At 63.4% G+C, this 25776-nt stretch carries 24 protein-coding genes and 1 tRNA gene; 16 read left to right on the top strand and 9 right to left on the bottom strand.

Annotated elements, in window-relative coordinates; translation table 11 throughout:
* Positions 1 to 22 precede the first annotated feature (22 nt).
* The 5 genes from LB523_RS22925 to LB523_RS22905 all read left to right on the top strand — a co-directional run bounded on the left by LB523_RS22925 (position 23) and on the right by LB523_RS22905 (position 6772).
* Positions 23 to 343, top strand: coding sequence for a hypothetical protein (locus LB523_RS22925; protein ID WP_224607208.1), 321 nt, complete (start codon positions 23 to 25; stop codon positions 341 to 343).
* A gap of 35 nt (positions 344 to 378) precedes the next feature.
* A complete protein-coding gene (locus LB523_RS22920) occupies positions 379 to 1266 on the top strand; it encodes an RNA polymerase sigma factor (protein ID WP_224607205.1) in 888 nt (295 codons plus the stop codon).
* Positions 1267 to 1635: 369 nt separating this feature from the next.
* Positions 1636 to 5649, top strand: coding sequence for a Pls/PosA family non-ribosomal peptide synthetase (locus LB523_RS22915; protein WP_224607203.1), 4014 nt, complete (start codon positions 1636 to 1638; stop codon positions 5647 to 5649).
* The gene (locus LB523_RS22910) at positions 5646 to 6125 is read left to right on the top strand and encodes a GNAT family N-acetyltransferase (protein WP_224607201.1); all 480 of its coding nucleotides are present in this window, start codon (positions 5646 to 5648) and stop codon (positions 6123 to 6125) included. Before LB523_RS22915 ends, LB523_RS22910 begins: the two co-directional genes overlap by 4 nt.
* On the top strand, positions 6122 to 6772 hold the full coding sequence (locus tag LB523_RS22905; RefSeq protein WP_224607199.1) for a 4'-phosphopantetheinyl transferase: 651 nt from the start codon (positions 6122 to 6124) through the stop codon (positions 6770 to 6772). The genes LB523_RS22910 and LB523_RS22905 overlap by 4 nt, the downstream gene beginning before the upstream one ends.
* A 120-nt stretch (positions 6773 to 6892) precedes the next feature.
* On the opposite strand, the gene LB523_RS22900 is transcribed toward LB523_RS22905, so the two are convergent.
* The 3 genes from LB523_RS22900 to LB523_RS22890 form a co-directional block, all read right to left on the bottom strand.
* Positions 6893 to 7420 carry a dihydrofolate reductase family protein gene (locus tag LB523_RS22900; protein ID WP_224526093.1) on the bottom strand — a complete coding sequence of 176 codons (528 nt, stop codon included), beginning with the start codon at positions 7418 to 7420 and terminating at the stop codon, positions 6893 to 6895.
* A gap of 241 nt (positions 7421 to 7661) precedes the next feature.
* Positions 7662 to 7738 (bottom strand) — tRNA-Arg (locus LB523_RS22895).
* 281 nt (positions 7739 to 8019) lie between these two features.
* Positions 8020 to 9513, bottom strand: a complete 1494-nt coding sequence (locus tag LB523_RS22890) for a sensor histidine kinase (protein WP_095767953.1) — start codon at positions 9511 to 9513, stop codon at positions 8020 to 8022.
* 254 nt (positions 9514 to 9767) lie between these two features.
* Between LB523_RS22890 and rpmH the strand changes: the two genes are divergently transcribed.
* The 3 genes from rpmH to yidC are packed head-to-tail and all read left to right on the top strand — an operon-like array spanning position 9768 to position 12118.
* Complete coding sequence (gene rpmH / locus LB523_RS22885) at positions 9768 to 9902, top strand: 50S ribosomal protein L34 (RefSeq protein ID WP_008833937.1); 135 nt, start codon at positions 9768 to 9770, stop codon at positions 9900 to 9902.
* Between the two features lie 16 nt (positions 9903 to 9918).
* The gene (gene rnpA, locus LB523_RS22880; RefSeq protein WP_095767954.1) at positions 9919 to 10272 is read left to right on the top strand and encodes a ribonuclease P protein component; all 354 of its coding nucleotides are present in this window, start codon (positions 9919 to 9921) and stop codon (positions 10270 to 10272) included.
* A gap of 13 nt (positions 10273 to 10285) precedes the next feature.
* Complete coding sequence (gene yidC / locus LB523_RS22875) at positions 10286 to 12118, top strand: membrane protein insertase YidC (protein WP_224526088.1); 1833 nt, start codon at positions 10286 to 10288, stop codon at positions 12116 to 12118.
* Between the two features lie 200 nt (positions 12119 to 12318).
* Here the strand turns inward: yidC and secB are convergent, their stop codons facing one another.
* Both secB and LB523_RS22865 read right to left on the bottom strand, forming a co-directional pair.
* Positions 12319 to 12822 carry a protein-export chaperone SecB gene (gene secB, locus LB523_RS22870; RefSeq protein WP_095767956.1) on the bottom strand — a complete coding sequence of 168 codons (504 nt, stop codon included), beginning with the start codon at positions 12820 to 12822 and terminating at the stop codon, positions 12319 to 12321.
* Positions 12823 to 13173: 351 nt separating this feature from the next.
* Positions 13174 to 13665, bottom strand: coding sequence for an FxsA family protein (locus tag LB523_RS22865; RefSeq protein ID WP_224607197.1), 492 nt, complete (start codon positions 13663 to 13665; stop codon positions 13174 to 13176).
* 201 nt (positions 13666 to 13866) lie between these two features.
* Between LB523_RS22865 and LB523_RS22860 the strand changes: the two genes are divergently transcribed.
* The 4 genes from LB523_RS22860 to LB523_RS22845 are packed head-to-tail and all read left to right on the top strand — an operon-like array spanning position 13867 to position 16612.
* The gene (locus LB523_RS22860; RefSeq protein ID WP_224607195.1) at positions 13867 to 14574 is read left to right on the top strand and encodes a Tim44/TimA family putative adaptor protein; all 708 of its coding nucleotides are present in this window, start codon (positions 13867 to 13869) and stop codon (positions 14572 to 14574) included.
* Between the two features lie 23 nt (positions 14575 to 14597).
* The gene (locus tag LB523_RS22855) at positions 14598 to 15701 is read left to right on the top strand and encodes a murein transglycosylase A (RefSeq protein ID WP_224607193.1); all 1104 of its coding nucleotides are present in this window, start codon (positions 14598 to 14600) and stop codon (positions 15699 to 15701) included.
* The gene (locus LB523_RS22850) at positions 15698 to 16222 is read left to right on the top strand and encodes a Smr/MutS family protein (RefSeq protein ID WP_224607190.1); all 525 of its coding nucleotides are present in this window, start codon (positions 15698 to 15700) and stop codon (positions 16220 to 16222) included. Before LB523_RS22855 ends, LB523_RS22850 begins: the two co-directional genes overlap by 4 nt.
* 24 nt (positions 16223 to 16246) lie before the next feature.
* Positions 16247 to 16612 carry a helix-turn-helix domain-containing protein gene (locus LB523_RS22845; protein WP_224526075.1) on the top strand — a complete coding sequence of 122 codons (366 nt, stop codon included), beginning with the start codon at positions 16247 to 16249 and terminating at the stop codon, positions 16610 to 16612.
* Positions 16613 to 16686: 74 nt separating this feature from the next.
* On the opposite strand, the gene LB523_RS22840 is transcribed toward LB523_RS22845, so the two are convergent.
* From LB523_RS22840 to LB523_RS22825, 4 genes are all read right to left on the bottom strand, one after another.
* A complete protein-coding gene (locus LB523_RS22840; protein ID WP_224526073.1) occupies positions 16687 to 16941 on the bottom strand; it encodes a hypothetical protein in 255 nt (84 codons plus the stop codon).
* Positions 16942 to 17427: 486 nt separating this feature from the next.
* Positions 17428 to 18045 carry a transglutaminase-like cysteine peptidase gene (locus LB523_RS22835; RefSeq protein WP_224526059.1) on the bottom strand — a complete coding sequence of 206 codons (618 nt, stop codon included), beginning with the start codon at positions 18043 to 18045 and terminating at the stop codon, positions 17428 to 17430.
* Between the two features lie 186 nt (positions 18046 to 18231).
* Complete coding sequence (locus LB523_RS22830; protein WP_224607188.1) at positions 18232 to 19509, bottom strand: polyhydroxyalkanoate depolymerase; 1278 nt, start codon at positions 19507 to 19509, stop codon at positions 18232 to 18234.
* A gap of 292 nt (positions 19510 to 19801) precedes the next feature.
* A complete protein-coding gene (locus LB523_RS22825; protein WP_095767965.1) occupies positions 19802 to 20164 on the bottom strand; it encodes a septal ring lytic transglycosylase RlpA family protein in 363 nt (120 codons plus the stop codon).
* A 309-nt stretch (positions 20165 to 20473) separates the two neighbouring features.
* On the opposite strand from LB523_RS22825, the gene LB523_RS22820 reads away from it, so the two are divergent.
* From LB523_RS22820 to LB523_RS22805, 4 genes are all read left to right on the top strand, one after another.
* Positions 20474 to 20659, top strand: coding sequence for a hypothetical protein (locus tag LB523_RS22820; RefSeq protein ID WP_224607186.1), 186 nt, complete (start codon positions 20474 to 20476; stop codon positions 20657 to 20659).
* A gap of 611 nt (positions 20660 to 21270) precedes the next feature.
* Complete coding sequence (locus LB523_RS22815; protein WP_224607184.1) at positions 21271 to 22611, top strand: FAD/NAD(P)-binding protein; 1341 nt, start codon at positions 21271 to 21273, stop codon at positions 22609 to 22611.
* Between the two features lie 420 nt (positions 22612 to 23031).
* Positions 23032 to 24468 (top strand): pyridoxal-phosphate dependent enzyme, encoded by a 1437-nt coding sequence (locus tag LB523_RS22810; protein ID WP_224607182.1) that lies wholly within the window; start codon positions 23032 to 23034, stop codon positions 24466 to 24468.
* Positions 24465 to 25634: a cystathionine gamma-synthase gene (locus LB523_RS22805; RefSeq protein WP_224607180.1), complete on the top strand. Its 1170-nt coding sequence runs from the start codon at positions 24465 to 24467 to the stop codon at positions 25632 to 25634. Before LB523_RS22810 ends, LB523_RS22805 begins: the two co-directional genes overlap by 4 nt.
* Positions 25635 to 25776: the final 142 nt, after the last annotated feature.

Here is a 25776-nt window from a genome sequence, read left to right as displayed (position 1 = left end):
ATACCAACCGAAGGAGACGACAATGACCTACAATCTGATCCGCTACGGCGTGAAGGACACCAGCATCGCCGAGAACCGGGCGCTGGTGGCTAAAGTGTTCGAGGCGCTGGATGAAACGCAGCCGCAATCGGTGCGCTATCTGGTGCTCGAACTGGAGAATGGCGAATTCGTCCACCTCGTCGGCTACGACAAGGACAGCTCGGCGTTGACCGAACTCGACGCTTTCAAGGCGTTCGGCGCCGATCATGCCGCGCGGCGTTCGACGCCTCTTGTGAGGGCGCCGGCGAAGATCGTCGGGAATTATCGTATGCTGGCCAAGGCCTATGAAGCCGTGCCCGCCTGATCCGGCACGGCCTCGGCAAGGCGAGAAAGAGGACGATGAGCTCAGCAGGGTTCGGCCGTGCGGAACTTGACGCCATGCTCGTCGGCCTGCGGCCGAAACTTCACCGCTACGCCGCCCGCATGGCCGGCTCGTCGATCGAGGGCGAGGACATCGTGCAGGAGACGGTTGTAAAGGCGCTTGCCGCGTATGATGGCGGCGCCCGCGTCGAGCGCCTCGAGCAGTGGCTGTTCCGCATCGCCCACAATGCGGCGCAGGATCATCTGCGCCGCCGCCAGCGGGAGCGCTCACGTATCACCGAAACCGACATGACGACGATTGAGGATCTCTCGGCCAGCGCCGAGGCGAGGCTTGCGGCGGCAGCAAGCCTGCGCACGTTCATGCAACTCACGCCGGCGCAGCGCAGCGCCGTGGTCCTGATCGACGTGCTCGGTCTCAGCCTTTCAGAAACCTGCGAGGTGACGGGAGCGACTTTGGCTGCAACCAAGGCGGCGCTGCATCGCGGCCGGGCAGAGCTGAAGGCGCTGGCCGCCCGAACGGACCAAGTGGCCATGCCGAAGCTCGACCGGGAGGAGGAGCGCCGGCTGCGCTGCTATGTGGACCTGTTCAACGCGCGCGATTTCGACGGGGTCAGGAGGCTGATCGCCGAGGATGTCCAGGTCGACGTCCTCAATCGCACCCGCCTCAACGGCAAGAAGGAAGCCTCGACCTATTTCGGCAATTACGACCACCTCGGTGACTGGGCCCTGTCGCTCGGCTTCGTCGATGGCCGGCCGGCGATCCTCATCCGCAACCCACAGGCGGACGATGCCGTGCGCGGCTTCGTGCTGATCGACTGGCGCGACGAAGAGGTCGCCCGCATCCGCGATTTCCGCTACGTGCCGTACTGCGTCGCCGAGGCGGATATCTGCTTGCTTACCAATTGAGCTGCGAAGCGATCACGGTTCGAATAGAACCGAGCGCGTTTCTTTGCTGCCGTTAGCCACCGCCTTGATCGCCCTGCTCGACGGAGCGAACGGAAAGGCCAATGCCGGCAAGGGCTGAATAGAGGCGATCAGGTGCCGTCGCGAGGACGGCGCTCCGTCACATCATCGTGAACGTCGCGTGGCATGAATTGCCGATCGGAACGCCATCTCAAATCCGCCGCAAAGGCAAATCAACTGGCCCGTCATCGTCAGTCAATTGTCTTTTCGCCAATCACGGCATAGTGCGAGCCATACGAGCTCGCGGGTCCTCCAATGTCTCTGAATGAAGCAACCAAGCCCGCCAAGAAAAACGCGCCCAAAGCCAAACCAGTGACGGAATCGCCACCGCGCGATCAGATCCTGATCGGCCCTGATTTCATACATAAGGGCGAGCCGCACGAGAGGCTTGACCGCTTCTTCGGCGATCTGGCGAGCCGCTTCGACGCAGCACCGGCGGTGATTTCCGGCGGCCGGCCCTGGTCATATCGCGAGCTGAACAGCCGTGCCAATCAGTTCGCGCATCTGCTGATCGAGCGTGGCGTGAAGCCGGGCGACAGGGTAGGCCTTTTGCTGGACCGCTCCGCTGAAACCTATATCGCCATCCTTGCCGTGATGAAGGCCGGGGCGGCCTTCGTCCCTCTAGCCACCGCGTTCCCGGAAGATCGCATGGTGATGATCATCGAGGACGCCAATGTCACGATGGTGATCAGCGTCTCCGGTTATGCCGCGCGCGTGGCGCGCCTGCCGGTTCCGCATATCTCGATCGACTCGGCGGAATCCGAAATCGCTCTCAAGCCGGAAACGGCGCCCCTGCCGGAGGGTAGCCAGGACCAGACCTGCTACATTCTCTACACGTCCGGCACCACGGGCAAGCCGAAAGGCGTGGTCATCACGCATCAGAGCTTCTGCAATTTCATCCGCGTCGCCGCGGCATCCTACGGCTACCAGCCGGGCGACCGCGTGTATCAGGGCATGACCATCGCTTTCGACTTCTCCTCGGAGGAGATCTGGGTGCCTTTTGCCGCCGGCGCCACGGTCGTGCCGGCGCCCGGCCAACAGCCCCTCATGGGCGAAGAGCTGGCCAGCTTCCTGCGCGAGCATCACATCACCTGCATGGCCTGCAGTCCGACGCTTTTGTCGTCGATCGAGAGCGACGCGCCCAGCCTGCGCACGATTCTGGTCGGCGGCGAAGCCTGCTCGCATAAGCTCGTGGTGCGCTGGGCGAAGCCCGGCCGCCAGATCCTGAACACCTATGGCCCGACCGAGGCGACGGTCACCGCCACCATGGGCTTGCTGACGCCGGACGAAGCGGTGACCATCGGCAGGCCGCTGCCCACCTATTCGATAGCCATTCTCGACCCCGAAAAGCCGAAAGTGCTGACCGGTGATCAGCTGGGCGAGATCTGCATCGGCGGCATGGGCGTGGCGGTAGGCTATCTCAACCGGCCGGAACTCACCGAGCAGCGATTCATCAAGGATTTCATCGGCCTGCCGAACAATCCCAGCGGCCGCATCTACCGGACGGGCGATCTCGGCCGCATCAACGGCAAGGGCGAGATCGAGTATCACGGCCGCATCGACACGCAGGTGAAAATCCGCGGCTACCGCATCGAGCTGGGCGAGATCGAGGCCGTGCTGCTGGAACAGCCGGGTATCGCGCAGGCGGCGGTCACGACGTGGGAGATCGAGCCCGAGCGCACGGAACTGGTCGCCTATTACGCCCCCAGAAGCGGCGGCGACAGTGTGGATCGCACCATGCTCGTGCGGGAACTCAAGCTGCGGCTGCCCGACTATATGGTTCCGGCCTATCTGGAGCAGCTGCCGGCGATCCCGATGACCGTCTCCAACAAGGTCGACCTGAGAAAGCTGCCAAAGCCGACCAGCGCGCGCGTCGCGGCCGGCCATGCGATGATCGACCCGCGCAACGAGGACGAGAGGTTTCTGGTCGACACGCTGCAGGATGTGCTGAAATTCGAGGACATCTCCATCGAAGACCACTTCTTCGACGACCTCGGCGCGAACTCGCTGTTGATGGCGAGGTTCTGCGCGCGCATCCGCTCCCGCAAGGCCTGGTCGACGACCTCGATGCGCGACGTATACCTGCATCCCACGGTCGCGAAGCTCGCCGAGCACCTGCGCGCGCCGCAGATGGCCGCGGTTGCTGCGAGCGAGCCGATGCTGACGCATCGGGCTTCCAGCTTTGCCTATTGGAGCACGGGCTTTGGGCAGCTCATGTTCTACGCGCTCTACAGCTATGGCTCGCTCTGGGCGATCAATGACGGGCTCAACTGGGTCTATGACGCGCTGGACGACCCGGTGCAGCTCTATCTGCGCTGCGTTCTGTTGTCCGCCAGCGTCTTCTTCGGGCTCAGCGGTTTTGCCATCATCGCCAAATGGCTGCTGGTCGGCCGCTGGAAGGCCGAGACGTTCCCGATCTGGGGCTGGCGTTATTATCGCTTCTGGGTCGTCAAGACGCTGGTCCGCAGCGCGCCGGTGGTGCTGTTCCGCGGCAGCCCGCTATACAGCCTCTATTTGCGCCTGCTCGGCGCTCGGCTAGGCAACCGCACCGTTATCGAGTGCCGGTCCGTTCCGGTCTGCACCGACCTGATCAGCATCGGCGACAACTCGATCCTGCGCAAGGATACCATGATCCTGGGCTTCCGGGCCCAGGCGGGCTACATCCACACCGGCCCGCTCGACATCGGCCACAACGCTTTCGTCGGCGTCGGCTCAACGTTGGACATCGACACCCGCATCGGCGACGGCGCCCAGCTGGGCCACGCTTCGTCGCTGCATCGCGGACAGGCGATTCCTGCCGGCGAGCGTTGGCACGGATCGCCGGCGATCCCGACCGAGGCGAACTATTGCACGGTTCCCAACGTGCCGCTGTCGCACGCGCGCCGGATCATCTACGAAGCGATCCAGCTCTTCATCCTCTTCGCCATCGTCACGCCGTTCCCGCTTCTGTTCCACACCTACTGGGAGAATGTCGGCGACGACTATCAGGAGACCATCGGCATCGTGGCGATCGGCACCACGGTGACGGTGGCGGGCTTCGTCATCGGCGGCGTGCTGCTGGCGGCCATCGTGCCGCGGCTGTTCAACCTCATGCTGAAGCCCGGCCGAAACTATTCGCTCTACGGCTTTCACTACTGGCTGCAATCGATGCTGGAGCTGGTAAGCAACGTGCGGCTGCTGAATGTGCTGTTCGGCGACAGCTCGGCCATCGTTTATTATTTGCGCGCCATCGGCTGGCGGCTGAACAAGGTGAACCAGACCGGGTCGAATTTCGGCACCAACCAGCGGCATGAAAACCCGCAGCTCAGCGAGATCGGCTCGGAAACCATGGTGTCCGACGGCCTGTTCATGGTCAACATGCAGAAGTCCGCCAATTCCTTCCGCCTCGAGCACACGCGGATCGGCGAGCGCAACTTCTTCGGCAACAACATCATCTATTCGCCGGATTCCCGCACCGGCGACAATTGCCTGCTCGGAACCAAGGTGCATGTACCGGTCGATGGTCCCGTGCGCGAGAATGTCGGGCTGCTTGGGTCGCCGCCCTTTGAAATCCCGCGCATGGTCAATCGCGACAAGGAGCTGCTCGGATTGATTTCCGACGAGGAGCGCCGCCGCCGGCTGCCGCTGAAGAACCTCCACAATCTGGTCACCGCGCTGCTGTTCCTGGCCGCGCAGTGGCTGATCCTGTTCCTGACGCTCGCCATTTGGGACAGGGCGCTCAACTACTACAACGAATGGGAGCAGACGGCGCTGTTCGTGGCGGTGGTGCTGACCACGGCGATCGGCATTCCGTTCTATGTCTTCCTGGAACGCGTCAGCCTCGGTTTTCGCCGGCTGAAGCCCAGGATGGCGACGATCTACGACCCCGTATTCTGGCGGCACGAACGCCATTGGAAACTGTCCGATTCGCCGATCATGGGCCTGTTCACCGGCACCCCCTTCAGGCCGCTGCTCCTGCGTCTGGTGGGCGTTAAGGTCGGGCGGCGCGTCTATGACGGGGGAAGCATAATCACCGAGCGGTCGCTGGTGGAGATCGGCGACGACGCGACGCTCAACGAGGGCTGCGTCATCCAGGCGCATTCGCTGGAGGAAGGCGCGTTCAAGTCCGACTACATCCGCATCGGCAATGGCTGCACGCTCGCCCCCGCCGCCTTCGTCCACTACGCCGTGGCAATGGGCGAGGGATCCGTGGCGGACCTCGATTGCTTCGTCATGAAGGGCGAAGTGCTGGAGCCCAACACCGTGTGGCGCGGCAACCCGGCGAAGCTCTATGGCGTGGTGACGCCGATCGACGCGAGCGCGATCAAGATCGGGCAGAAACAGTGAAGCGTGCCGCCGACGCGCGGACAGGCGACCGCCCGGTTGTCCTGCGTCCCGTCGGCGAAGATAACCGGGCGGCGATCCTGGCGCTCGAGCTGACGCCCGAGCAGCAAGGCTTCGTTGCTTCGAATGTCGACTCGCTGGAAGAGGCCGGGGAGGATGACGAGGCCATCGCCCGCGCTGTAGTTGCGGCCGGGCGCGTCGTCGGATTCCTGATGTACAGCGCTCCGGAGGACGATGACGAGGCGATCATCTATCGTTTCATGATCGACCGCCGCGAACAAGGCAAGGGCCTTGGGCGTGCCGCGGTTGCCCGGGTGCTGGAGGAGATCGCGCAGCTCGGCCACATACGCCGCGTCTCGATCTGCTACGAACCGGACAACGAGGCGGCGCGCCGGCTCTATGCCGGCTTCGGTTTCGTCGAGACGGAACTGGACGAGGATGGCGAGATGATTGCCGTGCTCGAATTGAGCAGCAAGTGATCACACGGCCGGACGACGCGCGACCGGACATCGAGAGCGCCGTCGAGCAGGCGCTGGCCGGCCTCGCGCAGCCCGGCCTCGTCACCGGCTGCCGTCTTATTCGTGCCGGCGACGAGCAATACATCCTGCCGGCGGAAGGCGCTTCCATCGCCACGCGCGAACAGAGGGCGCGCGCCGCCACTGGAGCGGGCCGTCGGGTCGCGCATGAATTGCTGCGGCGGCTGAGATGTGCGGATCTCGCCGTCTTACGGGGCCAATTGGGAAACCCGATCTGGCCTGCAGGGATCGTCGGTTCAATTGCGCATGACGACGAACTTGCCGTGGCAGTCGCCGCGCGATCCGACGCGATGAGAAGCGTGGGCGTCGACATTGAGCCTGCCCTGCCCCTGCCGCACGACCTCCAAGGCATGGTGGCAACGCCGCAGGACCGCCTGGGCGATCTTGATTCCGGTATAGGCAGCCGCATTCTGTTTGCGATCAAGGAGGCGGTCTACAAGGCCTCGTTTCCGCTCGACGGCCGCGTGCTGGGCTTTGAGGACATCGCCGTCGATCTCACCTCGGGCGAGGCGGTCACTTCATCGGGCAATCGGTTGACCGTGCGCTTCACCATCTCGCCCAGAATCCTGGCGCTGGCTTACCCGGCATAGGCGCGCCCTGCCCTGCCCTGACATTTCAGGGTGGGCGTTTGAACGACGAATAGCGTCCGAAGATTCGAACTGCGAGCCTCGAATAAGCGGTCTGGCGGAGGGCGCGTCGGACGACGGAGATCAGGCGGGAGCGTAGGCTAACCTGATCACATCCTCGATCCGGTCATGAGCCATCAGGCGGAGCGGCGGTCGGGGTCCGGCGAAATAAGGCTTGCCGTGGCCAAGCACCACCGGGTGCAGGTAGATCCGATACTCGTCGATCAGGCCCAGCTGGGTGAGGCTTCGCGCCAAATCCGGGCCGGCGACCTCGATCTCGCCGTCGCGCTCGGCCTTCAGCTTTCGGATAGCGTCCCCGAGATCGCCCTCGACAAGCCTTGCGTTGGGACCGACGGACTCCATCGAGCGTGAGACGACCCATTTCGGCTGGCGCCGCCACGCCGCCGCGTAGGCAAGTCGCTCGGCATCCCATTCAGGATGCTCGTCGTCCCAGTAGCGCATGATCTCATACATGCGGCGACCGTAGATGCTGCCCGCCTGACGCTCGGCCTCCTCGATGAAGTGGCGGAAAAGCGCGGGGCTCGGCCCGAAGGCCGTGTGATCGACGTAGCCGTCCAGCGACTGGTTCATTCCGAACACGAGCTTGGCCATTGTCTGTTCCTCACACGGCATCACAAATCTAATTGCATTGTGCAATCGGTTCAGATTAGGCCGACTGATTTTATTTTGCAATTGGTTCTGCCGCATACATAAACGCAACACGTTTCGGGCCGGATGATCGCCCGATCCTTTGCTGCAGTTCTCCCAACCGCGCAAATCCATCCGACGATGCAAAGCCGTTTCAAAACGGCCATTTGAAAACGGTGGGATTCAGCTAAACATCTGAAATTGCTGGCGCGCCCGAAGAGATTCGAACTCCTGACCCCCAGATTCGTAGTCTGGTGCTCTATCCAGCTGAGCTACGGGCGCGCAACAGGCCGTGCATGACACAGGCCCCGCGATCCGGTCGAGAAGGCCGGCCGCGATGTGGAGTGTTCCCTAACGACTGAATTTGCGAAAAGCAAGCCGATCCGGCAAAAGTTTTGTCGCAGGTGGTTTTGCCGTGCCTGAGGTGTATCGAGATTCAGGTCAGGCCGAGTCGAAAATGGTGGTTTCTGAGAACCGGAGCGGAGCGTACTTGAAGTACGTGAGCACCGGAAGCGCAGGAAGCCGCCATTTGCAGGCCGGCCTCACCTGAATATCGGCATACCTCAAGCCGGGCGGCGCAGGCCGTTGCGCGCCTGATCGAGCCGCACCGGCTGATCAGGAATGGTGACGGCGAAGACGGTGCGGCCGCCGATCGATTCGACCAGCTCGACCGTGCCGCCATGAGCGCGGATCAGCTCGTGCGCGATCGCTAGGCCAAGCCCGGTGCCGCCGCTGCGCGCCGAGCCGCGGAAGGCGGCGAACAGGTTCTCGCGCGCCTTGGGCGGCAGGCCGGGTCCGGTGTCGGTGACGGTGATGCGGCTGACGCTGCCCTGGCGCTCGGCCGCGACCGCCAGCCGGCGCACCACCGCGCTTTCGGTGTCGGCTGCCATCGCCTGCACGGAGTTGCGGCAGAGATTGGTGAGCACCCGGAACAGCTGGTCGGAATCGGCATCGACCTCGAAGGCGTGCTCGATGGCGTTGATGAACTCGATGCCCTCCTCGATGTCGAGCAGGCCGTGCACGTCGTCGACCAACTGGCGCAGTCGCACGCGGCGGCGCGACGGCGCCGGCTCCTGCGTGCGGCCGTAGTGAAGCACACCTTCGGAATAGGAGACGGCGCGGTCGAGGGCGCGCAGAAGCTTCGGCGCGAAGGCCTGCACGGTCGGGTCCTTCACCTGGCGCAGGCGATCCGACATCAGCTGCGCGGACGCCAGGATGTTGCGCATGTCGTGGTTGATCTTGGAGACGGCCAGGCCGAGATCCGCGAGATGCTTCTGCTCCGACAGCATCTTCTGCAGCCGGTCCTGCATCTGCGACAGCTCGCGCTCGGCGACCCCGATCTCGTCGGCGCGGTCGGCGGGGCGGATGACGCGGCCGGGATCGTCGGGCGCCTCGGAGAAGGCCAGGATCGAGCGCGTCATGGTGCGAATCGGCCCGATCATGATCAGGTCGATCGCCGCATAGACCAGCATGGCGGTGAACAGCGAGATGAGCAGCGAGACGACGGCGACGTTGCGCGAGTATCTCAGCATGGCGTCGCGCAAACGGTAGTCCGGCATGATCAGCTCGAATTCCTTGTCGCTGTCGCCGACCGGGCCGAAGACGCGCAGCATGCGCTTGCCGCCGAAGAACAGCGTGTCGAGCGCGCCGGTCATGCCGTTGATCAGGCCGACATTGGCTATATCGATGTGCGCGTCGACCTGTGGCGGCATGTCGGCGACCACCAGAAGCCGTGAGACGCCACCGTCACGCACCGCGATCGCCTTGGCGCCGATCGCCATCAGCACATCGTTCTGGGCGTTGTGGGACAGCGAGTTGGGCTCGCCCTGCAACAGCACGATCGACACCGCGGCGGCTGTGCTGAGGCGCTCCTTCAGCCAGTTGACCCGGTAGCTGGCGATCCAGGGCAGGAAGATCAGGATTTCAGCCAGCAGCACGAAGGCGATGGTGAGTAAAAGCAGCTTGGTCGACAGACCGCGCGACAATGGCACCCGGCGCGACGAATTCGCCGCCGCCGGTTGTGCCTTCTCGTTCGTGGGCAGAGTTTCACTCGTCATTGACGCGCATTCACAAAGGCTTGATCGGCCAAGATTATGCGATTTGCGGTCTTTTTGCCAATTTCATCGTCGGCTCGGCGAAAAAGGCCTCGCGGCGGGGCGGATTGACTTCCAAAGACCTTCTTTCTATAAGCCCGCTCACGCTCGGGCCATTCGTCCCGGCGCGGTTTCGATCGCGCCTAGGCCGGCCCGGCAAAGCTCCTGTTACACGGTGACAGAATCAAGAAGGGCCGCACCCCGCGGTATTAAAACAAATGAAGCGTACCTACCAACCGTCCAAGCTCGTCCGTAAGCGCCGGCATGGTTTCCGTGCCCGCATGGCCACCAAGGGTGGCCGTGGCGTCGTTGCCGCCCGTCGCAACCGCGGCCGCAAGCGGCTCAGCGCCTGAACGAAAGACGAGATCGTTGCCCGCACCCGGCAAGCCACAGGGGAAAACTCCCGGGCGGCTTCTGAAACGCGCGGATTTCTTGGCTGTGCGCGGCGGCGAGAAACGCCGCGGGCGGCTTTTTCTCGTTGAAGTTCTCGACCGCGGCGATGACCTTGCGCCGCGCGTCGGCTACACAGTCACCAAGAAGGTCGGCAACGCCGTGGTGCGTAACCGCGTCCGGCGGCGGCTGAGGGAAGCCGTGCGCGTTCATGCCGCCGATGACATGGCGCCCGGCAATGACTATGTCATCGTCGGGCGCGAAGACGTGCTTGCCATTCCGTTCGGCCAGTTGAAGGCCGAGCTCTCCCGCCGGCTGCGCGGAACACGATAGGCCAAGGGCTTCGATGGAAAACAACCGCAATTTCTTCATCACCATTGCGCTGTCGGTGCTGATCCTGACGCTCTGGCAGGTGTTCTACATGAACCCGCGCATGGAGCAGCAGCGCGAGCAGGCCCGCATCGAGCAGCAGCGCGTCGAGGCGCAGAAGAAGGAAGCGGGCGGCGGCGCCAACTCCGGCGCGGCCGGAACGCCGGCCCCGGCTTCCGGAAGCGTTCCCGGCGCGCCCGGCGGTGAAACGGTGACCGCCGCCAGCCGCGACCAGGCGATTGCCGCCACCAAGCGAGTCAAGATCGACACGCCAAGCCTCGAGGGCTCGATCAACCTGACCGGCGCGCGCCTCGACGACTTGAAGCTCAAGCATTACACCGAGACGGTCGACAAGAACTCGCCTAAGATCGAGCTGCTCAACCCGTCATCGCTGCCCAATGGCTATTTCGCCGAGATCGGTTTCGTCGGCAACGACAAGACCGGTGCGGTGCCAGGTGCGGATACGGTTTGGAGCGTCGAGGGCAACGCGACGCTGACTCCATCGTCGCCGGTGACCCTGACCTTCACCAACGACAAGGGCTTGACGTTCAAGCGCACCATCTCGGTAGACAGCGACTATATGTTCACCGTCTCCGACACCGTGCAGAACTCAGGAACCGCCGCCGTCTCGCTCTATAATTACGGCAGGGTTACGCGTTTCGATAAGCCTGCGGTCGCCAGCACTTATGTGCTGCACGAAGGCTTGATCGGCGTCACCGGTAGCGAGGGGCTGCAGGAGCACAAATACGCAGCTGTCGAGAAAGACAAACAATACAAGCCTGGGAAGTCGACCGATGGCTGGCTCGGCATCACCGATAAATATTGGGCGGTGACGCTGGTGCCTTCCGAGAAGCAGCCGTTTCAACCTACCTTCTCGTATTTCGATCTGAGCGGCGGCCTTCACCCCCATAGCTACCAGTCTGACTTCCTGACTGATGCCATCAATGTAGACGCCGGCCAATCGGCAACCATCGAGACCGAGGTGTTTGCCGGCGCCAAGGAAGTAAACAAGATCAACGCCTATGAGAAGGACCGCAACATCCGGCTCTTCGACAAGCTGATCGATTGGGGCTGGTTCTGGTTCATCACGCAGCCGATGTTCTCGCTCATCGACACGCTCTACAAATTCTTCGGCAATTTCGGGCTGGCGATCCTCGCCACCACCGTCGTCGTCAAGGCCATCTTCTTCCCGCTCGCCAACAAGTCCTATGCCTCGATGGCGAACATGAAGAAGGTGCAGCCGAAGATGGTCGAGATCCGCGAGAAATATGCGGACGACAAGATGAAGCAGCAGCAGGCGATGATGGAGCTCTACAAGACCGAGAAGATCAATCCGCTGGCCGGCTGCTGGCCGGTGGCGCTGCAGATCCCGGTCTTCTTCTCGCTCTACAAGGTGCTCTACATCACCATCGAGATGCGGCACGCGCCGTTCTTCGGCTGGATCCACGACCTCGCGGCGCCCGATCCGACGTCGATCTTCAACCTGTTCGGCCTGCTGCCGTTCGCGGCGCCCGCTTTCCTGCCGCATATGGGCGCCTGGGCGGTGGTCATGGGCATCACCATGTTCCTGCAGATGCGCATGAACCCGGCGCCGCCGGACCCGACGCAGGCGGCGATCTTCACCTGGATGCCGGTGATCTTCACCTTCATGATGGGCAGCTTCCCGGCCGGCCTCGTCATCTACTGGGCCTGGAACAACACGCTGTCGATCCTGCAGCAGGGCGTGATCATGAAGCGCCAGGGCGCCAAGATCGAATTGTGGGACAATCTGGCATCGATCTTCCGCAAGAAACCATCGCCGGCGGAATAGACGGCTCCTGAACTGCTAAGACGAAAAAACCCCGGCATCGTTTTGTCCGGGGTTTTTGTTGATCAGGCCCAACGATCAGCCGTCAACCTACGAAATTGGGCATGGCCATGTTCCCGGCCTCATTCCAGGGCGGAGCAAGCAGCGAAAAAAAAAGCCCGGCGCTAAGCCGGGCTTTCGATAGGGTGTAGCGCCGGTTAGCCTCAGCTCACCTGGACCTTGCCAGCTGCAGCCTGGTCCTCGGCGATGCGCTGCTGGAACATCTGCGCGAAATCGATCGGATCGAGCATCAGCGGCGGGAAGCCGCCATTGCGGGTGGCGTCGGCGACGATCTGGCGGGCGAAGGGGAACAGAAGCCGCGGACATTCGATGAACAGCAGCGGCAGCATGTGCTCCTGCGGGAAGCCGCTGATGGCAAAGACGCCGCCATAGACCAGCTCGACATTGAACAGCACTTCCTGGTCGAAGGAGGCCTTGGCGTTCAGCGTCAAATTGACGTCGAACTGCTTGTCCGAGAGTGGGTTGGCGTTGACATTGACATTGATTGCGATGCCCGGAGCCTTGTCGCGGCCGCGCAGCGAATTCGGTGCGCCGGGGCTTTCGAAGGAGAGGTCCTTCACATATTGCGCAAGCACATTGAGCGAGGGCTGGTTTTGGGTGCCGTTGCCGTTGGCGGCGCCGGTCGCGGCGTCATCGTTGCTGGCCATGAGCCTTTAAGTCCTTTTGCCTGGGCAGCATTGCTGACCGGATTGAAATCGCGGGTTCGCTACCATGCTCGGCCGGACAAAACAAGTTTTGCCGCCCTCATCGGCGGAAGGAACAGGACAGCGCGAACGGCGGGGATTGGCAGGAGCCTCCCAACCTCGTCATTCCAGGGCGGAGCAGCCGCGAAGCGGCGTCGCGGAGACCCTGGAATCCATTCCGTGACCTGAGCCGTGCAATGCGGCGGAGCAGAATTTTGCACCGCGGCAACACTCGAAAGTCATTGGATCCTGTGGGCTGCGCGGTACGCTCGCTTCCCGCTCCGCCCAAGGACGAACCGGTAGGCGTTTTGGCCCTTAATCGTTCTTCAGCCGCCAGGGCGAATTGTGGTCCGGCCGGTCCGGATAATCGTCGCGCGAATAGTCGCTGTCGTCGAGGTCGATGACATTGTTGCGGCGGCGCGCCGAAAAGCCGCGGCTGAAGCTGGTCGCCATGACGATGCGGTTCTTAAGCAGGCGCCAGGCGAAGTCGCGCACCGGCGGCAACAAGAGAAGAATGGCGAAGAAATCGGTGATGAAGCCCGGAATGATCAAAAGGATCGCCGCCAGCACGATCATCGCCCCATGCGCGAGCTGGCGGCTGGGATCGCGCCCGGCATCCATCTCCGCCCGCACCCGCGCCATGACGCCAAAACCCTGAAGTCTCAGCAGCAGGCTGCCCGCGACGCTGGAAAGGATGACCAGCCCGACCGTAGCCAACGCCCCGATCTCGCGGCCGACGACGACGAAGCCGGCGATCTCCAGAAGTGGCAGCAGGAGCAGGAACAGCGGGATGAACGAGATGCGCAAGTCTTGACCGATCGCTTTCTTCTTTTGCGGCGCTGACGGACAATCGCCGCTGGCCTTGGCGCCTTTAGATAGGTATGGCTGCCTTTGATTTGAATGATTGCGCCTGCCGTTCTATATGCTTTGGGTGTTGAACGCTATGCGACCGCGGTCCCCAGGGGTTACGCCGGTCCGGCACGGACAGGGATCGAGTTGGCGGAAAATATGGGTTTCTTCGACTTCGGCACGATTTTCTTTCTGATTGCGGCGGTTGTGATCTTTTTCCAGCTGCGCAACGTGCTTGGACGTCGCACCGGAAACGAGCGCCCGCCCTTCGATCCTTATTCGGCGAGCCGCACGCGCGAGGCCGACGCGGCGCAAAAGCCTGAAAATGTGGTGTCGCTGCCGCGCAAGCGCGCGCCGGGCGAAACCGCGCCAGAGATCTATGCCAATATCGACGCCTTCGCCAAACCCGACACCGATCTCAACAAGGGCCTGCGCTCCATCAAGGACAACGATCCGTCCTTCGATCCCAAGACCTTCGTCGACGGCGCCAAGATGGCCTATGAGATGATCGTCATGGCCTATGCCGACGGCGACCGTAAGACGCTGAAGAACCTTTTGTCGCGCGAAGTCTATGACGGTTTCGTCGCCGCGATCGGCGACCGCGAGGCCAAATCGGAGAAGATCCAATCCTCCTTCGTCGGCATCGACAAGGCCGACATCGTCGCCGCCGAAATGAAGGGCTCGGAAGCGCATATCACGCTGCGCGTCGTCTCCGAGCTGATCTCGGCGACCCGCGACAAGGCCGGCGCCGTCATCGACGGCGACCCTGAAACGGTGGCCGAGGTCAAGGATGTCTGGACCTTCGCCCGCGACACCCGCTCGCGCGACCCGAATTGGAAGCTTGTCGCCACCGAAGAAGAAGATTGAGATCAAGCGGCGGGGCTCCAGTCGTGCCGCTCTCTTCCGCATTCGGCATAAAATCCTTCAGCGACCTTCCGGGCTGGGGCGAAGATGACCATGCTGCGGCCTTCGCCGCGTTTCGCCGCTCGGCCTTCCACACGCCGATAAAATCTTACCGCACCGGATCGCTCGGCGTCGATTTCAATGCTTTTGCCGATGCCTATGCCGAGGCGCGTGCCGTTTCGGCGCCGAGCAGGTCCGAGGCGCGATCTTTTTTCGAACGGCATTTCGTGCCGATGCTGGTGCAGCCCGAAAACGGCTCGGGTCTCGTCACCGGCTTCTACGAGCCCGAGGTCGAAGCCTCGCCGGTCAGGACCGGGCGATTCACCGTGCCGCTGCTGTCGCGCCCCGCCGACCTGATCGAAATCGACGACGGCAACCGGCCGGCCGGCATGGATGCCTATCTGGCCTTCGCCCGCCGGACCGATGGTGTTCCGGTCGAATATTTCGATCGCGGCGAAATCGAGCGCGGCGCGCTCGCCGGCCGGAACCTCGAAATCGCCTGGCTCGCCGAGAAGGTCGATGCGTTTTTCATCCACGTGCAGGGCGCGGCACGTCTGAAGATGACCGACGGCAAGCTCGCCCGCGTCACCTATGCCGCCAAGTCCGGCCAGCGCTTCACCGGCCCCGGCAAGGTCTTGAGCGATCTCGGCGAGATTCCGCTGGCAAAGGTAACGATGCAATCGATCCGCGCCTGGTTCAAGGCACATCCCGACCGGGTCGACGAGATCCTGTGGCGGAACCGCTCCTACATTTTCTTCCGCGAAGCCGCGGTCGACGACGCGGCGCTTGGGCCCATCGCCGCCGCCAAGGTGCCGCTGACGCCGGGTCGCTCGGTCGCGGTCGACCGCCTGTTGCACACATTCGGCACGCCCTTCTATATCGACGCGCCGACGCTCACCGCCTTTGACGAAAAACCGTTCCGGCGGCTGATGATCGCGCAGGACACCGGCTCGGCCATCACCGGTCCGGCGCGCGGCGACCTCTTCGCCGGCTCAGGCGACGCTGCCGGCGAGATCGCCGGCGTGGTCCGCAACGCGGCCGATTTCTATGCGCTGGTGCCGCGTGCGCTTCTGCATGGAGCGACCCGGTGAGCCGCCGCGACGATCATCTCAGCGACGACGACCGCATCCTGTGGAACCTGGTGGCGCGCTCTGCCCGGCCGCTGAAGGGCAAAACGGCCGTCAAGATCCCCGACATCGTCGAGCCCAAGCCTGAGACGCCCCGGCCTGCCGCCAATGGCGTAGCGGCCGTGGCCGCCAAGCCGAAGGCGCCGCATGTGGCGCATTCGCTCGACGACCAGACGCTGCACAAGCTGAAAAAAGGCCGGCTGCCGATCGAAGGCCGCGTCGACCTGCACGGCATGACGCAGGACGAGGCCTATTCGCTGCTGCTCACCTTCCTCAACCGCGCGCATGCCAGCGGAATCCGTTACGTGCTGATCATCACCGGCAAGGGGTCGTCCTCGGGCGGCGACGGCATATTGCGCCGCGCCGTGCCGGCCTGGCTGTCGACGCCCGCTTTCCGGCACCTCGTCTCCAGCCACGACCATGCCGCCCGCAATCATGGCGGCTCGGGCGCGCTCTATGTGCGGCTGCGGCGGATAAGGCCATGAGGATTCGCCAATGAGCCAGCCGACATGACCCCGTTCGGCGAGAAGCTCAGGACGCTGCGCGCCGAGCGCGGCGTCAGCCAGAAGGCGATGGCCAAGGCCATCGGCGTCAGCGCCGCCTATCTTTCGGCGCTCGAGCACGGCCGCCGCGGCGCGCCGACCTGGACACTGATCCAGAAGATCATCGGCTATTTCAACATCATCTGGGACGACGCCGAGGATCTTGCCCGCCTCGCCGAAAGCTCGCATCCGAGGGTCAGGATCGACACATCGGGCCTGTCGCCGGCGGCAACCGAGCTGGCCAATCTGCTCGCCGAGAGCATCGAGAGGCTCGATGAGGCGGAGCTGCGCCGCCTCAGCGCATCGATCCGTGCGGCTCTTGATCGGCGTTAATAATTCAGGCGTCTGGCGCCAGCGGATCGCCATGTCCGCTGGCGCTTGATTCGACTCTGTCTGAAGTCTTGAGATCAGAGCTTGCCGGTGCCGTTGGCGCTGCCGCCATTGGTGCTGCCCCGGCCCTCCTTGCCTTGATGGCCCTGATGATCGCGGCCATTTCCGCCGCCAAGGCAGTTCGCGGAGCTGACGCTGCAGCAACGGCCGCTCCACAGATCGTTGAGATTGGTCTTGGCACAGCTTTTGGTGGTCTCGTCCGCCAGGGCCGATCCGGTCAAGGCCGACACCGCGATGGCGGCAAGCAAGGTGTTTCGCAGGAAAGCAGTCATTGAAATTCTCCATGGTTGGGTTTGTCGTCCACGGCTATGTGTCGCCGACCGGACGCAAAAGGTTCATGGAGTTGCGTGAAAATTTTCGGCAAGGCGATCGGCCGGGCTTTTTTGTTGTCATCGCCCATTGCAATGTGCGGCTACGACTGCTCGGTCGTCATTCCAGGGCGGAGCAAGGAGCGGAGCGACGCGCGCAGACCCTGGAATCCATGCCGTTACGCCAAGGCGTTCCAACGGTTACAGAATTCTGCACCGTTGCACTCTGCGGCAAGGGTCACGGCATGGATACTCGGGTCAAGCCCGAGTATGACGACGTCACGTGGGTTTCGGCCAATCTCCAAGGTTGGCACCAGAAGCGCCCCGCTCAACCCACCGCCAGCCACAGAGCCTTTTCGCCGGCCGTCGAAACCAGCTTGGCATGCGCCGCTCGGTGCACCCACAGCAGAGGGGTAGAGCGCCTTGCGAAGAAAAGCGGGTGTTCGAGGCCTACTGCACCGAGCCCACAAGCACAGGCTGGCCGTCGCGGATCGAGACCCAGCGCCCGGTGTTGTCGATCGCCTGCCGCTTGAGGAAGCGGTAGCCGGTCGCGTCCCAGGCTTTGACCTTGTCGGTCAGGTTGTCGAGCACATAGTCGCCCTTGTCGGTGCGCACCGTCAGCACCGAATGGCCTTCGCCGTCCGGCTTGCGCACGACGGTGATCAAAAGGTCGGCCAGCGACATGCCCAGGCGGTAGAGCTGGCGGCGCTTTTCCAGCACATAGTCCTCGCAGTCGCCATAGCCGTCGTCCGGATAGGCCCAGACTTCGTCCTTGCCGTAGTGATCGAGATCGCTCAACGGCTTGACGGCGGCGTTGACCTTGGCGCTGACGCTGACCAGCCTGCGCCACAGCCCGTCCGTCATGGTGGCCGGCCCGAGAGTGACCGGGCGGATGTTGCATTCGCTTGGATGCGATTTGCAGAAATCATAGTGGCCGATCGGTTGCGAGGTCAGGCCGCCCGTGGCCATCGCGCCAGCCGCCCAGGCCGGCACCGCCCAATGCGCAGAGATCGCCAGTCCTGCGGCTGCGCACAAGCGCAGAATCCGCGTCATCGCTGAGGAAGTCATTGCCCCCGCCCTGTTCTTTATTAACGAAACGTTAAGGGCGATTTACAGTCCGTGTCAATTGGAGACGACGGTCAGTTTGGCGGCATGGTTACCTGCGCGATCCCGTAGCGGCACTTTCGCAACAGAAGCGCGGGTGCAACACCGCTGGCCGCCAGGTGGCGGCTAGGCTGATGCGGGCTCCGGAGCTCAGCTTTTGGCGGAACGGACCAGTTTCGGCTTCGCCGCCACGCGGTGCTGGCGGCCATAGCTGGAAATGAAATCGACGATGCGCGGCACGATCTCCGAGCGGAAGCGCGAGCCGTTGAAGACGCCGTAATGGCCGACGGCCGGCTGCATGTAGTGCGCCTGCCTGTCGGCCGGGATGTTGACGCACAAATCATGCGCGGCCTGGGTCTGGCCGAGGCCGGAAATATCGTCGTTCTCGCCCTCGATGGTCAGCAGCGCGACGTTGCGGATCGCCTTCGGATCGACCGCCTCGCCGCGATGCGTCATCTCGCCCTTCGGCAGAGCGTGGCGCACGAACACGGTGTCGACCGTCTGCAGGTAGAATTCCGCCGTCAGGTCCATCACCGCCAGATATTCGTCGTAGAAGTCGCGGTGCTTTTCGGCGCTGTCGCCGTCATGCTTCACAAGGTGCATGAAGAAGTCCTTGTGCGCGATGATGTGGCGGTCGAGGTTCATGCTCATGAAGCCCGAGAGCTGCAGGAAGCCCGGATAGACCGGACGCCCGAAGCCCGGCACCGGCCATGGCGCCGGCATGATGACATTATCGCGGAACCAGTCGATGCCCTTTTCCTTGGCCAGAAGATTGACCGCGGTCGGGTTGCGGCGCGTGTCGACCGGTCCGCCCATCAGCGTCATGGTGGAGGGCACGAAGGGATCGCCGCGCTTTTCCATCAGCGCCACCGCCGCCAGCACCGGCACGGAGGGCTGGCATACGGCCATCACATGCGTGTCGGGGCCGAGCGCGTGGAACATCTCGATGATGTAGTCGACATAGTCGTCGAGATCGAAGCTTCCTAGCGCCGCCGGCACCATGCGGGCATCGACCCAGTCGGTGATGTGCACGTCGGCATGGGGCAGCATCGCCTCGACCGTGCCGCGCAGCAGTGTCGCGTAATGGCCCGACATCGGCGCCACGATCAAAAGCTTCGGGTCGGGCTTGCGGCCGGCGGGCAGCGCGCGCTCGAAGCGGATCAGGTCGCAGAACGGCTTCGACCATACCGTCTTTTCGGTGACGCCGACGCTTTTCCAGTCGACCACGGCCTTTTCCAGGCCGAACTGCGGCTTGCCGTAGCGACGGGTGGTCCGCTCGAAGAGCTCCGCGGTCGCCGCGACCGAGCGGCCGAAGGGGGTGTGGGAAACCGGATTGAGTGGGTTGGAGTAGAAGAGCCGCACCGCGTCGGCATAGAAGCGGGCCGGCTGCAGCGCCGCATGGTTCATTTCGTAGAGCTGGTAGAACATCGCGAACCCCGCTGCCGTCCGACGACCAAAAGGACGACGAACTGCGCCGAGCCTTGAATGTCTCCCGGCGAGGTTAGCAAGATATTGTTGCGATGCAATACGTCATTTTGTCTGACGAATGCATCTTTCGTTCAACCTGTTGAAAACCGGACCTAAGCGGGCGAGCCGGCTCAATGTGCGCTGCCGAAATGTGAAGGATATGTGTCCGGCCCCTCATGCCGGACACGACCAATGCATATCGCCCTGAAGTGGGCAGCGCTTTGGATGACGACATGCATCAAAAAAAGGCGGCTCAGACGCGCGCCATACAGACGGCGGTATGGCCCGAACCGATGAAGCCCAACTGGCCGGCGGCGCCGCGGGAGAGATCGAGCATACGTCCCTTCACGAACGGACCGCGATCGTTGATGCGCACGACGACGCTGCGGCCGTTGTTCTTGTTGGTGACTCGAAGCTTGGTGCCGAAGGGCAAGGAGCGATGGGCTGCAGTCAGTGCCGAGGGGTTCATGCGCTCCCCTGAGGCGGTTCTGGAATGCAGCGCATACCAGGAAGCGCGGCCGCACTGCGCGGCGGCGGAGGAGGCGGATGAGGCGCCGGCCATCAGGCCAGCCGCGATCGTTACCGCGACAAGCGCAGTCTGGTTAGTTTTCTTCATGCTTTGGGGATGGCTCCGTTAGAGATATGCCCCGCCGATATGTGCCGAATGAGGCGGGAAATGCGGCATTGATCTGGCGGTTCCATGGCGACAGCACACGTTTGGAGTCACCGCGAAACAGTTTGTCATGATATTCACGGCCCCGTTAAGGCGTATTCTCAATGAATATCGGGCCGGTATACGGGACATTCGGGGCAAGATCGGCCCACAAGATTTTAAGTACTGAGGACGGAACTGCTTCGATTCCTCGACGTCTTTTGTTGCGTCCCCATTGCCGTTCAGGATCGACTTCCGGAGGGGGTCCAGCCGATGCGATTGATCAGGTTTGTGCTGGCGCTGATTGTGCTGGGGCTGGGTGCGCTGTGGTCGCTGCAAGGCCTCGGTCTCGTCAAGGGCAGTTTCATGACCGGGCAGACGCAATGGCTCTATATCGGCCTCGTCACCATGCTGGTCGGCATGGTCGGCCTGCGCTGGGCGACCCGCTCGCGCATATGACCTTGCCGGTCGGGGCGGAGACGGCTGCAACCGCTCACTGCAACCGGTACTGCCCGAGTCAGTAGAAGCTCTCGTCGCGCGGCGGCAGCGGTCGCGTTCGCGGAAAGCAGCATCCTTGCGCATTGGCTGAGCGTCTCTTCGTCATTCTAGGGCGGAGCAAGGAGCGAAGCGACGCGCGCAGACCCTAGAATCCATTCCGTGACATAGAAGCGATGCGGCGGTGCAGACTATCCGGTGTCGCGAGGCCTTCGTCTGCACCGGCGTGCCTATCATGGATGTAACGGCATGGATTCTAGGGTCTTCGCTCCGCTTCGCGTCGCTCCGCCCTAGAATGACGAAGGAAGATGGTCGCCGCCCTTCCAAACACCCCAGCGAACAAAAAATCCGCTCGTCCCGCCATTCAGGAAAATCTATGCCACAAAGGGCGGGCGAATTGGAACCATGGTTTCGTGCTTGGTACGGTTAGTATAGTAATCTTATCAACATTGGGAGTGAGAGAACGATGCGCGACCTTCAAAAAACCGCTCCGGCGATCGTTCGTGGCTTGCGGCTGAGGCCGTCCGCGGCGCTCGCCCAGCGCTGATCGCTCGAGTCACGTTCGGCTAGCAGTCATGGTTGGACGCGGCAACTCCATCATCATCGTCGGCGGCGGCGCCAGCGGCGTCGTGCTGGCCGCGCACCTGTTGAAGTCGCCCAATCCGGACCTGCGCGTCACGCTGATCGAGAAGCGGCCGCATTTCGGCCAGGGCATGGCTTACTCGACGCTGCTCTCGGCGCATGTGCTCAACGTCAACGCCTCCGGCATGAGCGCTTACGCCGACGACCCGACCCATTTCGCGCGCTGGGTGCTGGAACGCGGCCTCGCCAGGCCGGACCAGGGACCGTTCTATGCGCCGCGCAGCCTTTACGCCCGCTATCTGCAGGATGTGCTCGAGGGCCTCGAGGAGCGCGAGCGCGAGACCGGGCGTCTCAGGCTGATCCGCGAGGAGAGCCTGTCGATCGCGCCGACGCCGTCGGGCGTGGAGGTCGCGCTTGCTAACGGCACCAGCGTCGTGGCGCATCTCGCCGTCCTGGCCACCGGTCACGACGAGCAGCCCGGCGCCTTCCAAGGTCATGCCGTCCGCATGGGGACGGAGGCCGACACCGCGCTCGATCCTGAAGCCCAGGTGCTGCTGCTCGGCACCGGCCTGAGCATGATCGACGCTTTCCTGTCGCTGGAGCAGCGCGGCCATCGCGGCGCCATCGTCGCGGTGTCGCGTCGCGGCCTGCTGCCGTCGCCGCACCGCAAGGGCAATCCGATCAAGCTCGATATCGCCGATATTCCGCTCGGCACCCAGCTTTCCTATTTCGTCGGCTGGTTCCGCAACCTGATCCGCGAGACCCAGAAAGCCGGCGGCGACTGGCGCGACGTCGTCGACGGTCTCAGACCCTTCAACCAGACGATCTGGCAGAATTGGCCGTCCTCGGCCAAGCGCCGCTTCGTCGAGCACACCAAGGCCTGGTGGGATATCCACCGCCACCGCATGGCGCCGGAAGTCTATGCGCGCGTCACCGAGGCGGTCGCCTCAGGCCGCATCCGTCTCGTCGCCGGCAGGGTGGTGGCCATAGAACCGAACGGCGGCTTCGTGGTGAAAATCCAGCCGCGCGGCACGCAGGATGTCGAGACCCTGGATGTCGCCCGTCTCTATGATTGCATGGGCATCGCCCGCGACATATCGCGGACGTCGAACGGTGTGGTGCGTTCGCTGGTCGAGCGCGGGCTGGCGCGTCCCGATCCGCTGCGCCTCGGTCTCGATGTCACGGCGAAATGCGAGCTGATCGCGGCCGACGGCACGGTGTCGTCGAAGCTGCTCGCCGTCGGACCGCTGACGCGCGGCACCTTCTTCGAGATCGACGCCATTCCCGACATCCGCGTGCAATGCGCGAAGCTGGGCAAGCAGTTGTTGGGATAGCATGGCTTCTCGCTGGCAACAGGAATTCTGACATGCTGGCGGGACAGCACCCCCCCTCTGCCCTGCCGGGCATCTCCCCCGCAAGAGGGGAGATCGGACTTCATCACCGCTTTCGCCAATCGCCAACGTCGAAGGGGAAGCGCCGGCGACGGAACTGTCAATCTCCCCCCTTGCGGGGGAGATGTCCGGCAGGACAGAGGGGGGTGCCTCGCGCTGGCTTCAACAATGAGAGACTGCGAAGCAATCCGCTAGAATTCCATTCCTCCACTCGCCGCCGGATTGGCACGATCTATCTTCTTTCCTGATGAAAAGGGCTGGAAAAGACAGGGCGCGCGATCCGCGAAACCGGAATGGATTCCCGCGGCCTCCCGCGCGTGATTGCCGACATCCGCCTCGAACTGCTTCGATGGAGCACTCAAGATGAGCGAGCAGACAAAAGCGGCGCCGCAGCGCGCGCACATCAACCTGTCGAGATTGCGTCCGCCTTACGCTTCGGTGCTCGACCTGATCGGCCAGACGCCGATCGTCGAGCTGACCAAATTCGACACCGGCAAGTGCCGCCTGTTCATCAAGCTCGAAAGCCAGAATCCCGGCGGCTCGATCAAGGACCGCATCGCGCTGTCGATGATCGCGGCGGCGGAGAAGGAGGGGCGGCTGAAGCGCGGCGGCACCATCGTCGAGGCGACCGCCGGCAATACCGGCCTCGGCCTCGCCCAGGTCGGCATCCCGAAAGGCTACCGCATCATCCTCGTCGTGCCCGACAAGATGTCGCGCGAAAAGATCCAGCATCTGCGCGCTTTGGGCGCCGAGGTGCGCATGACGCGATCCGATGTCGGCAAGGGCCATTCCGAATATTACCAGGACATGGCCGAGAAGATCGCCGCCGAGACCCCCGGCGCCTTCTATGCCAACCAGTTTGCCAACCCGGCGAACCCACTCGCGCATGAGACGACGACCGGGCCGGAGATCTTTTCGCAGCTCGAAGGCGATGTCGACGCGGTAGTGGTCGGCGTCGGCTCCGGCGGCACGCTCACCGGCCTCGGCCGCTTTTTCGCGAAACATTCGCCCAAGACCGAGATGGTGCTGGCCGACCCGGTCGGCTCGGTGCTGGCGCCGCTGATCAAGACCGGCAAGATGGAGGAGGCCGGCAGCTGGACCGTCGAAGGCATCGGCGAGGATTTCGTGCCGCCCAATGCCGATCTGTCGCTGGTGAAAAAGGCCTATTCCATTCCCGACAAGCAGAGCATGCTGGCGGTGCGCGATCTGTTGTCCAGGGAAGGCATCCTGGCGGGCTCGTCCTCCGGCACGCTGCTGTCGGCAGCGCTTCGCTACTGCCGCGAGCAGACGACGTCAAAACGCGTCGTCACCTTGGTCTGCGACAGCGGCAACAAGTATCTGTCGAAAGTCTTCGACGACATCTGGCTGGCCGAGCAGGGCCTTGCCGACCAGGAACAGCATGGCGATTTGCGCGACCTGGTCATGCGCTCGCCGCGCACCGGCGACATTGTGACCGTTGGCCCGGAGGAAACCCTGCTCAACGCCTATGGCCGCATGCGCCGCTCCGACGTTTCGCAGCTTCCGGTGCTGGACGAAGGCAGGCTGGTCGGCATCGTCGACGAGAGCGATATTTTAGCCAAGGTCGACGGCCCCTATGACGGCCGCTGGGACCGTTTCAACGCGCCGGTGCGCACGGCCATGACGTCGAACCTGCACACGCTGCAGGCCAATCAGACGCTGGACGCGCTGCTGCCTGTCTTCGACCGCAACGAGGTCGCCATCATCTTCGATGGCGAAGAGTTCATCGGCCTGATAACCCGTATCGACCTGATCAACCATCTGAGGCGCCGCGCCAAATGACTTCGAACGGCAAGAACCGCCTGGCCTTTTCCACCCGCGCCATCCATGGCGGCCAGAGCCACGACCCGCTGACCGGCGCCGTGATGGTGCCGATCTATGCCACCTCCACCTACGGCCAGCAGTCGCCCGGCGTGCACAAGGGTTTTGAGTACGCCCGCAGCCAGAACCCGACGCGCTTCGCCTTCGAGCGCGCGGTCGCGGACCTCGAAAGCGGCTCGGCCGCCTTCGCCTTCGCCTCCGGCCTGGCGGCGATCGGCACGGTGCTCGAGCTGCTCGATTCCGGCGCCCATATCGTCGCCACCGACGACATCTATGGCGGCTCGTTCCGCTTGATGGAGCGGGTGCGCAAGCGCTCCGCCGGGCTGCAGGTGAGCTTCGCCGACCTCACCGACCTCGCCGCGGTCGAGGCCGCGATCCGGCCGGAGACTAAACTGCTCTGGGTCGAGACGCCGACCAACCCGCTGCTGCGCATCGTCGATCTCGAAGCGGTCGCCGCCCTGGCCAAACGCAAGGGGCTGCTCACCGTCGCCGACAACACCTTCTGCAGCCCCTATATCCAGCGCCCGCTGGAACTCGGCATCGACATCGTCGTGCATTCGACGACGAAATATCTCAACGGCCATTCCGACATGGTCGGAGGCGTGGCGGTCGTCGGCGACAACAAGGACCTCGCCGCCCAGCTGAAATTTCTGCAGAACGCCGTCGGCGCCATTTCCGGCCCGTTCGACAGTTTTCTGGCGCTGCGCGGTATAAAAACCCTGGCGCTCAGGATGGAGCGTCATTCGGCCAACGGCCTGAAAATAGCGCAATGGCTGGAAACGCGAAAAGACGTCCGCCGGGTCATCTATCCCGGCCTCGCCAGCCACCCGCAGCATTCCATCGCCGTCCAGCAAATGCACGCCTTCGGCGGCATGATCTCGGTCGACCTCGACCGCGACCTGGCGGGAACAAAACGCTTCCTCGAACGCACGCAGCTCTTCACTTTGGCTGAGAGCCTCGGCGGCGTCGAAAGCCTGATCGAGCACCCGGCGCTGATGACGCACGGCTCGATCCCGGCCGAAAAGCGCGGTGCGATCGGGATATCGGACTCGCTGGTGCGGCTGTCCTGCGGGATCGAGGACGGGGACGATCTGATCGCGGATCTGGAGCAGGCGTTGCAGACCTGAGAACTCGTAGATACCACGTCATCGTGGTAATCCTTCGCGCCCCCTCTGGCCTGCCAGCCCTTGTCCTTCGTCATTCTAGGGCGGAGCAAGGAGCGAAGCGACGCGCGAAGACCCTAGAATCCATGCCGTGACGCCTGAGCGC

The organism is Mesorhizobium sp. ESP-6-4 (assembly GCF_020164735.1).
In the GTDB taxonomy this organism is placed as follows: Bacteria; Pseudomonadota; Alphaproteobacteria; order Rhizobiales; family Rhizobiaceae; genus Mesorhizobium.
The sequence above is the reverse complement of the archived record's forward strand: the minus strand, read 5'-3'. Positions and strand labels throughout refer to the sequence as shown.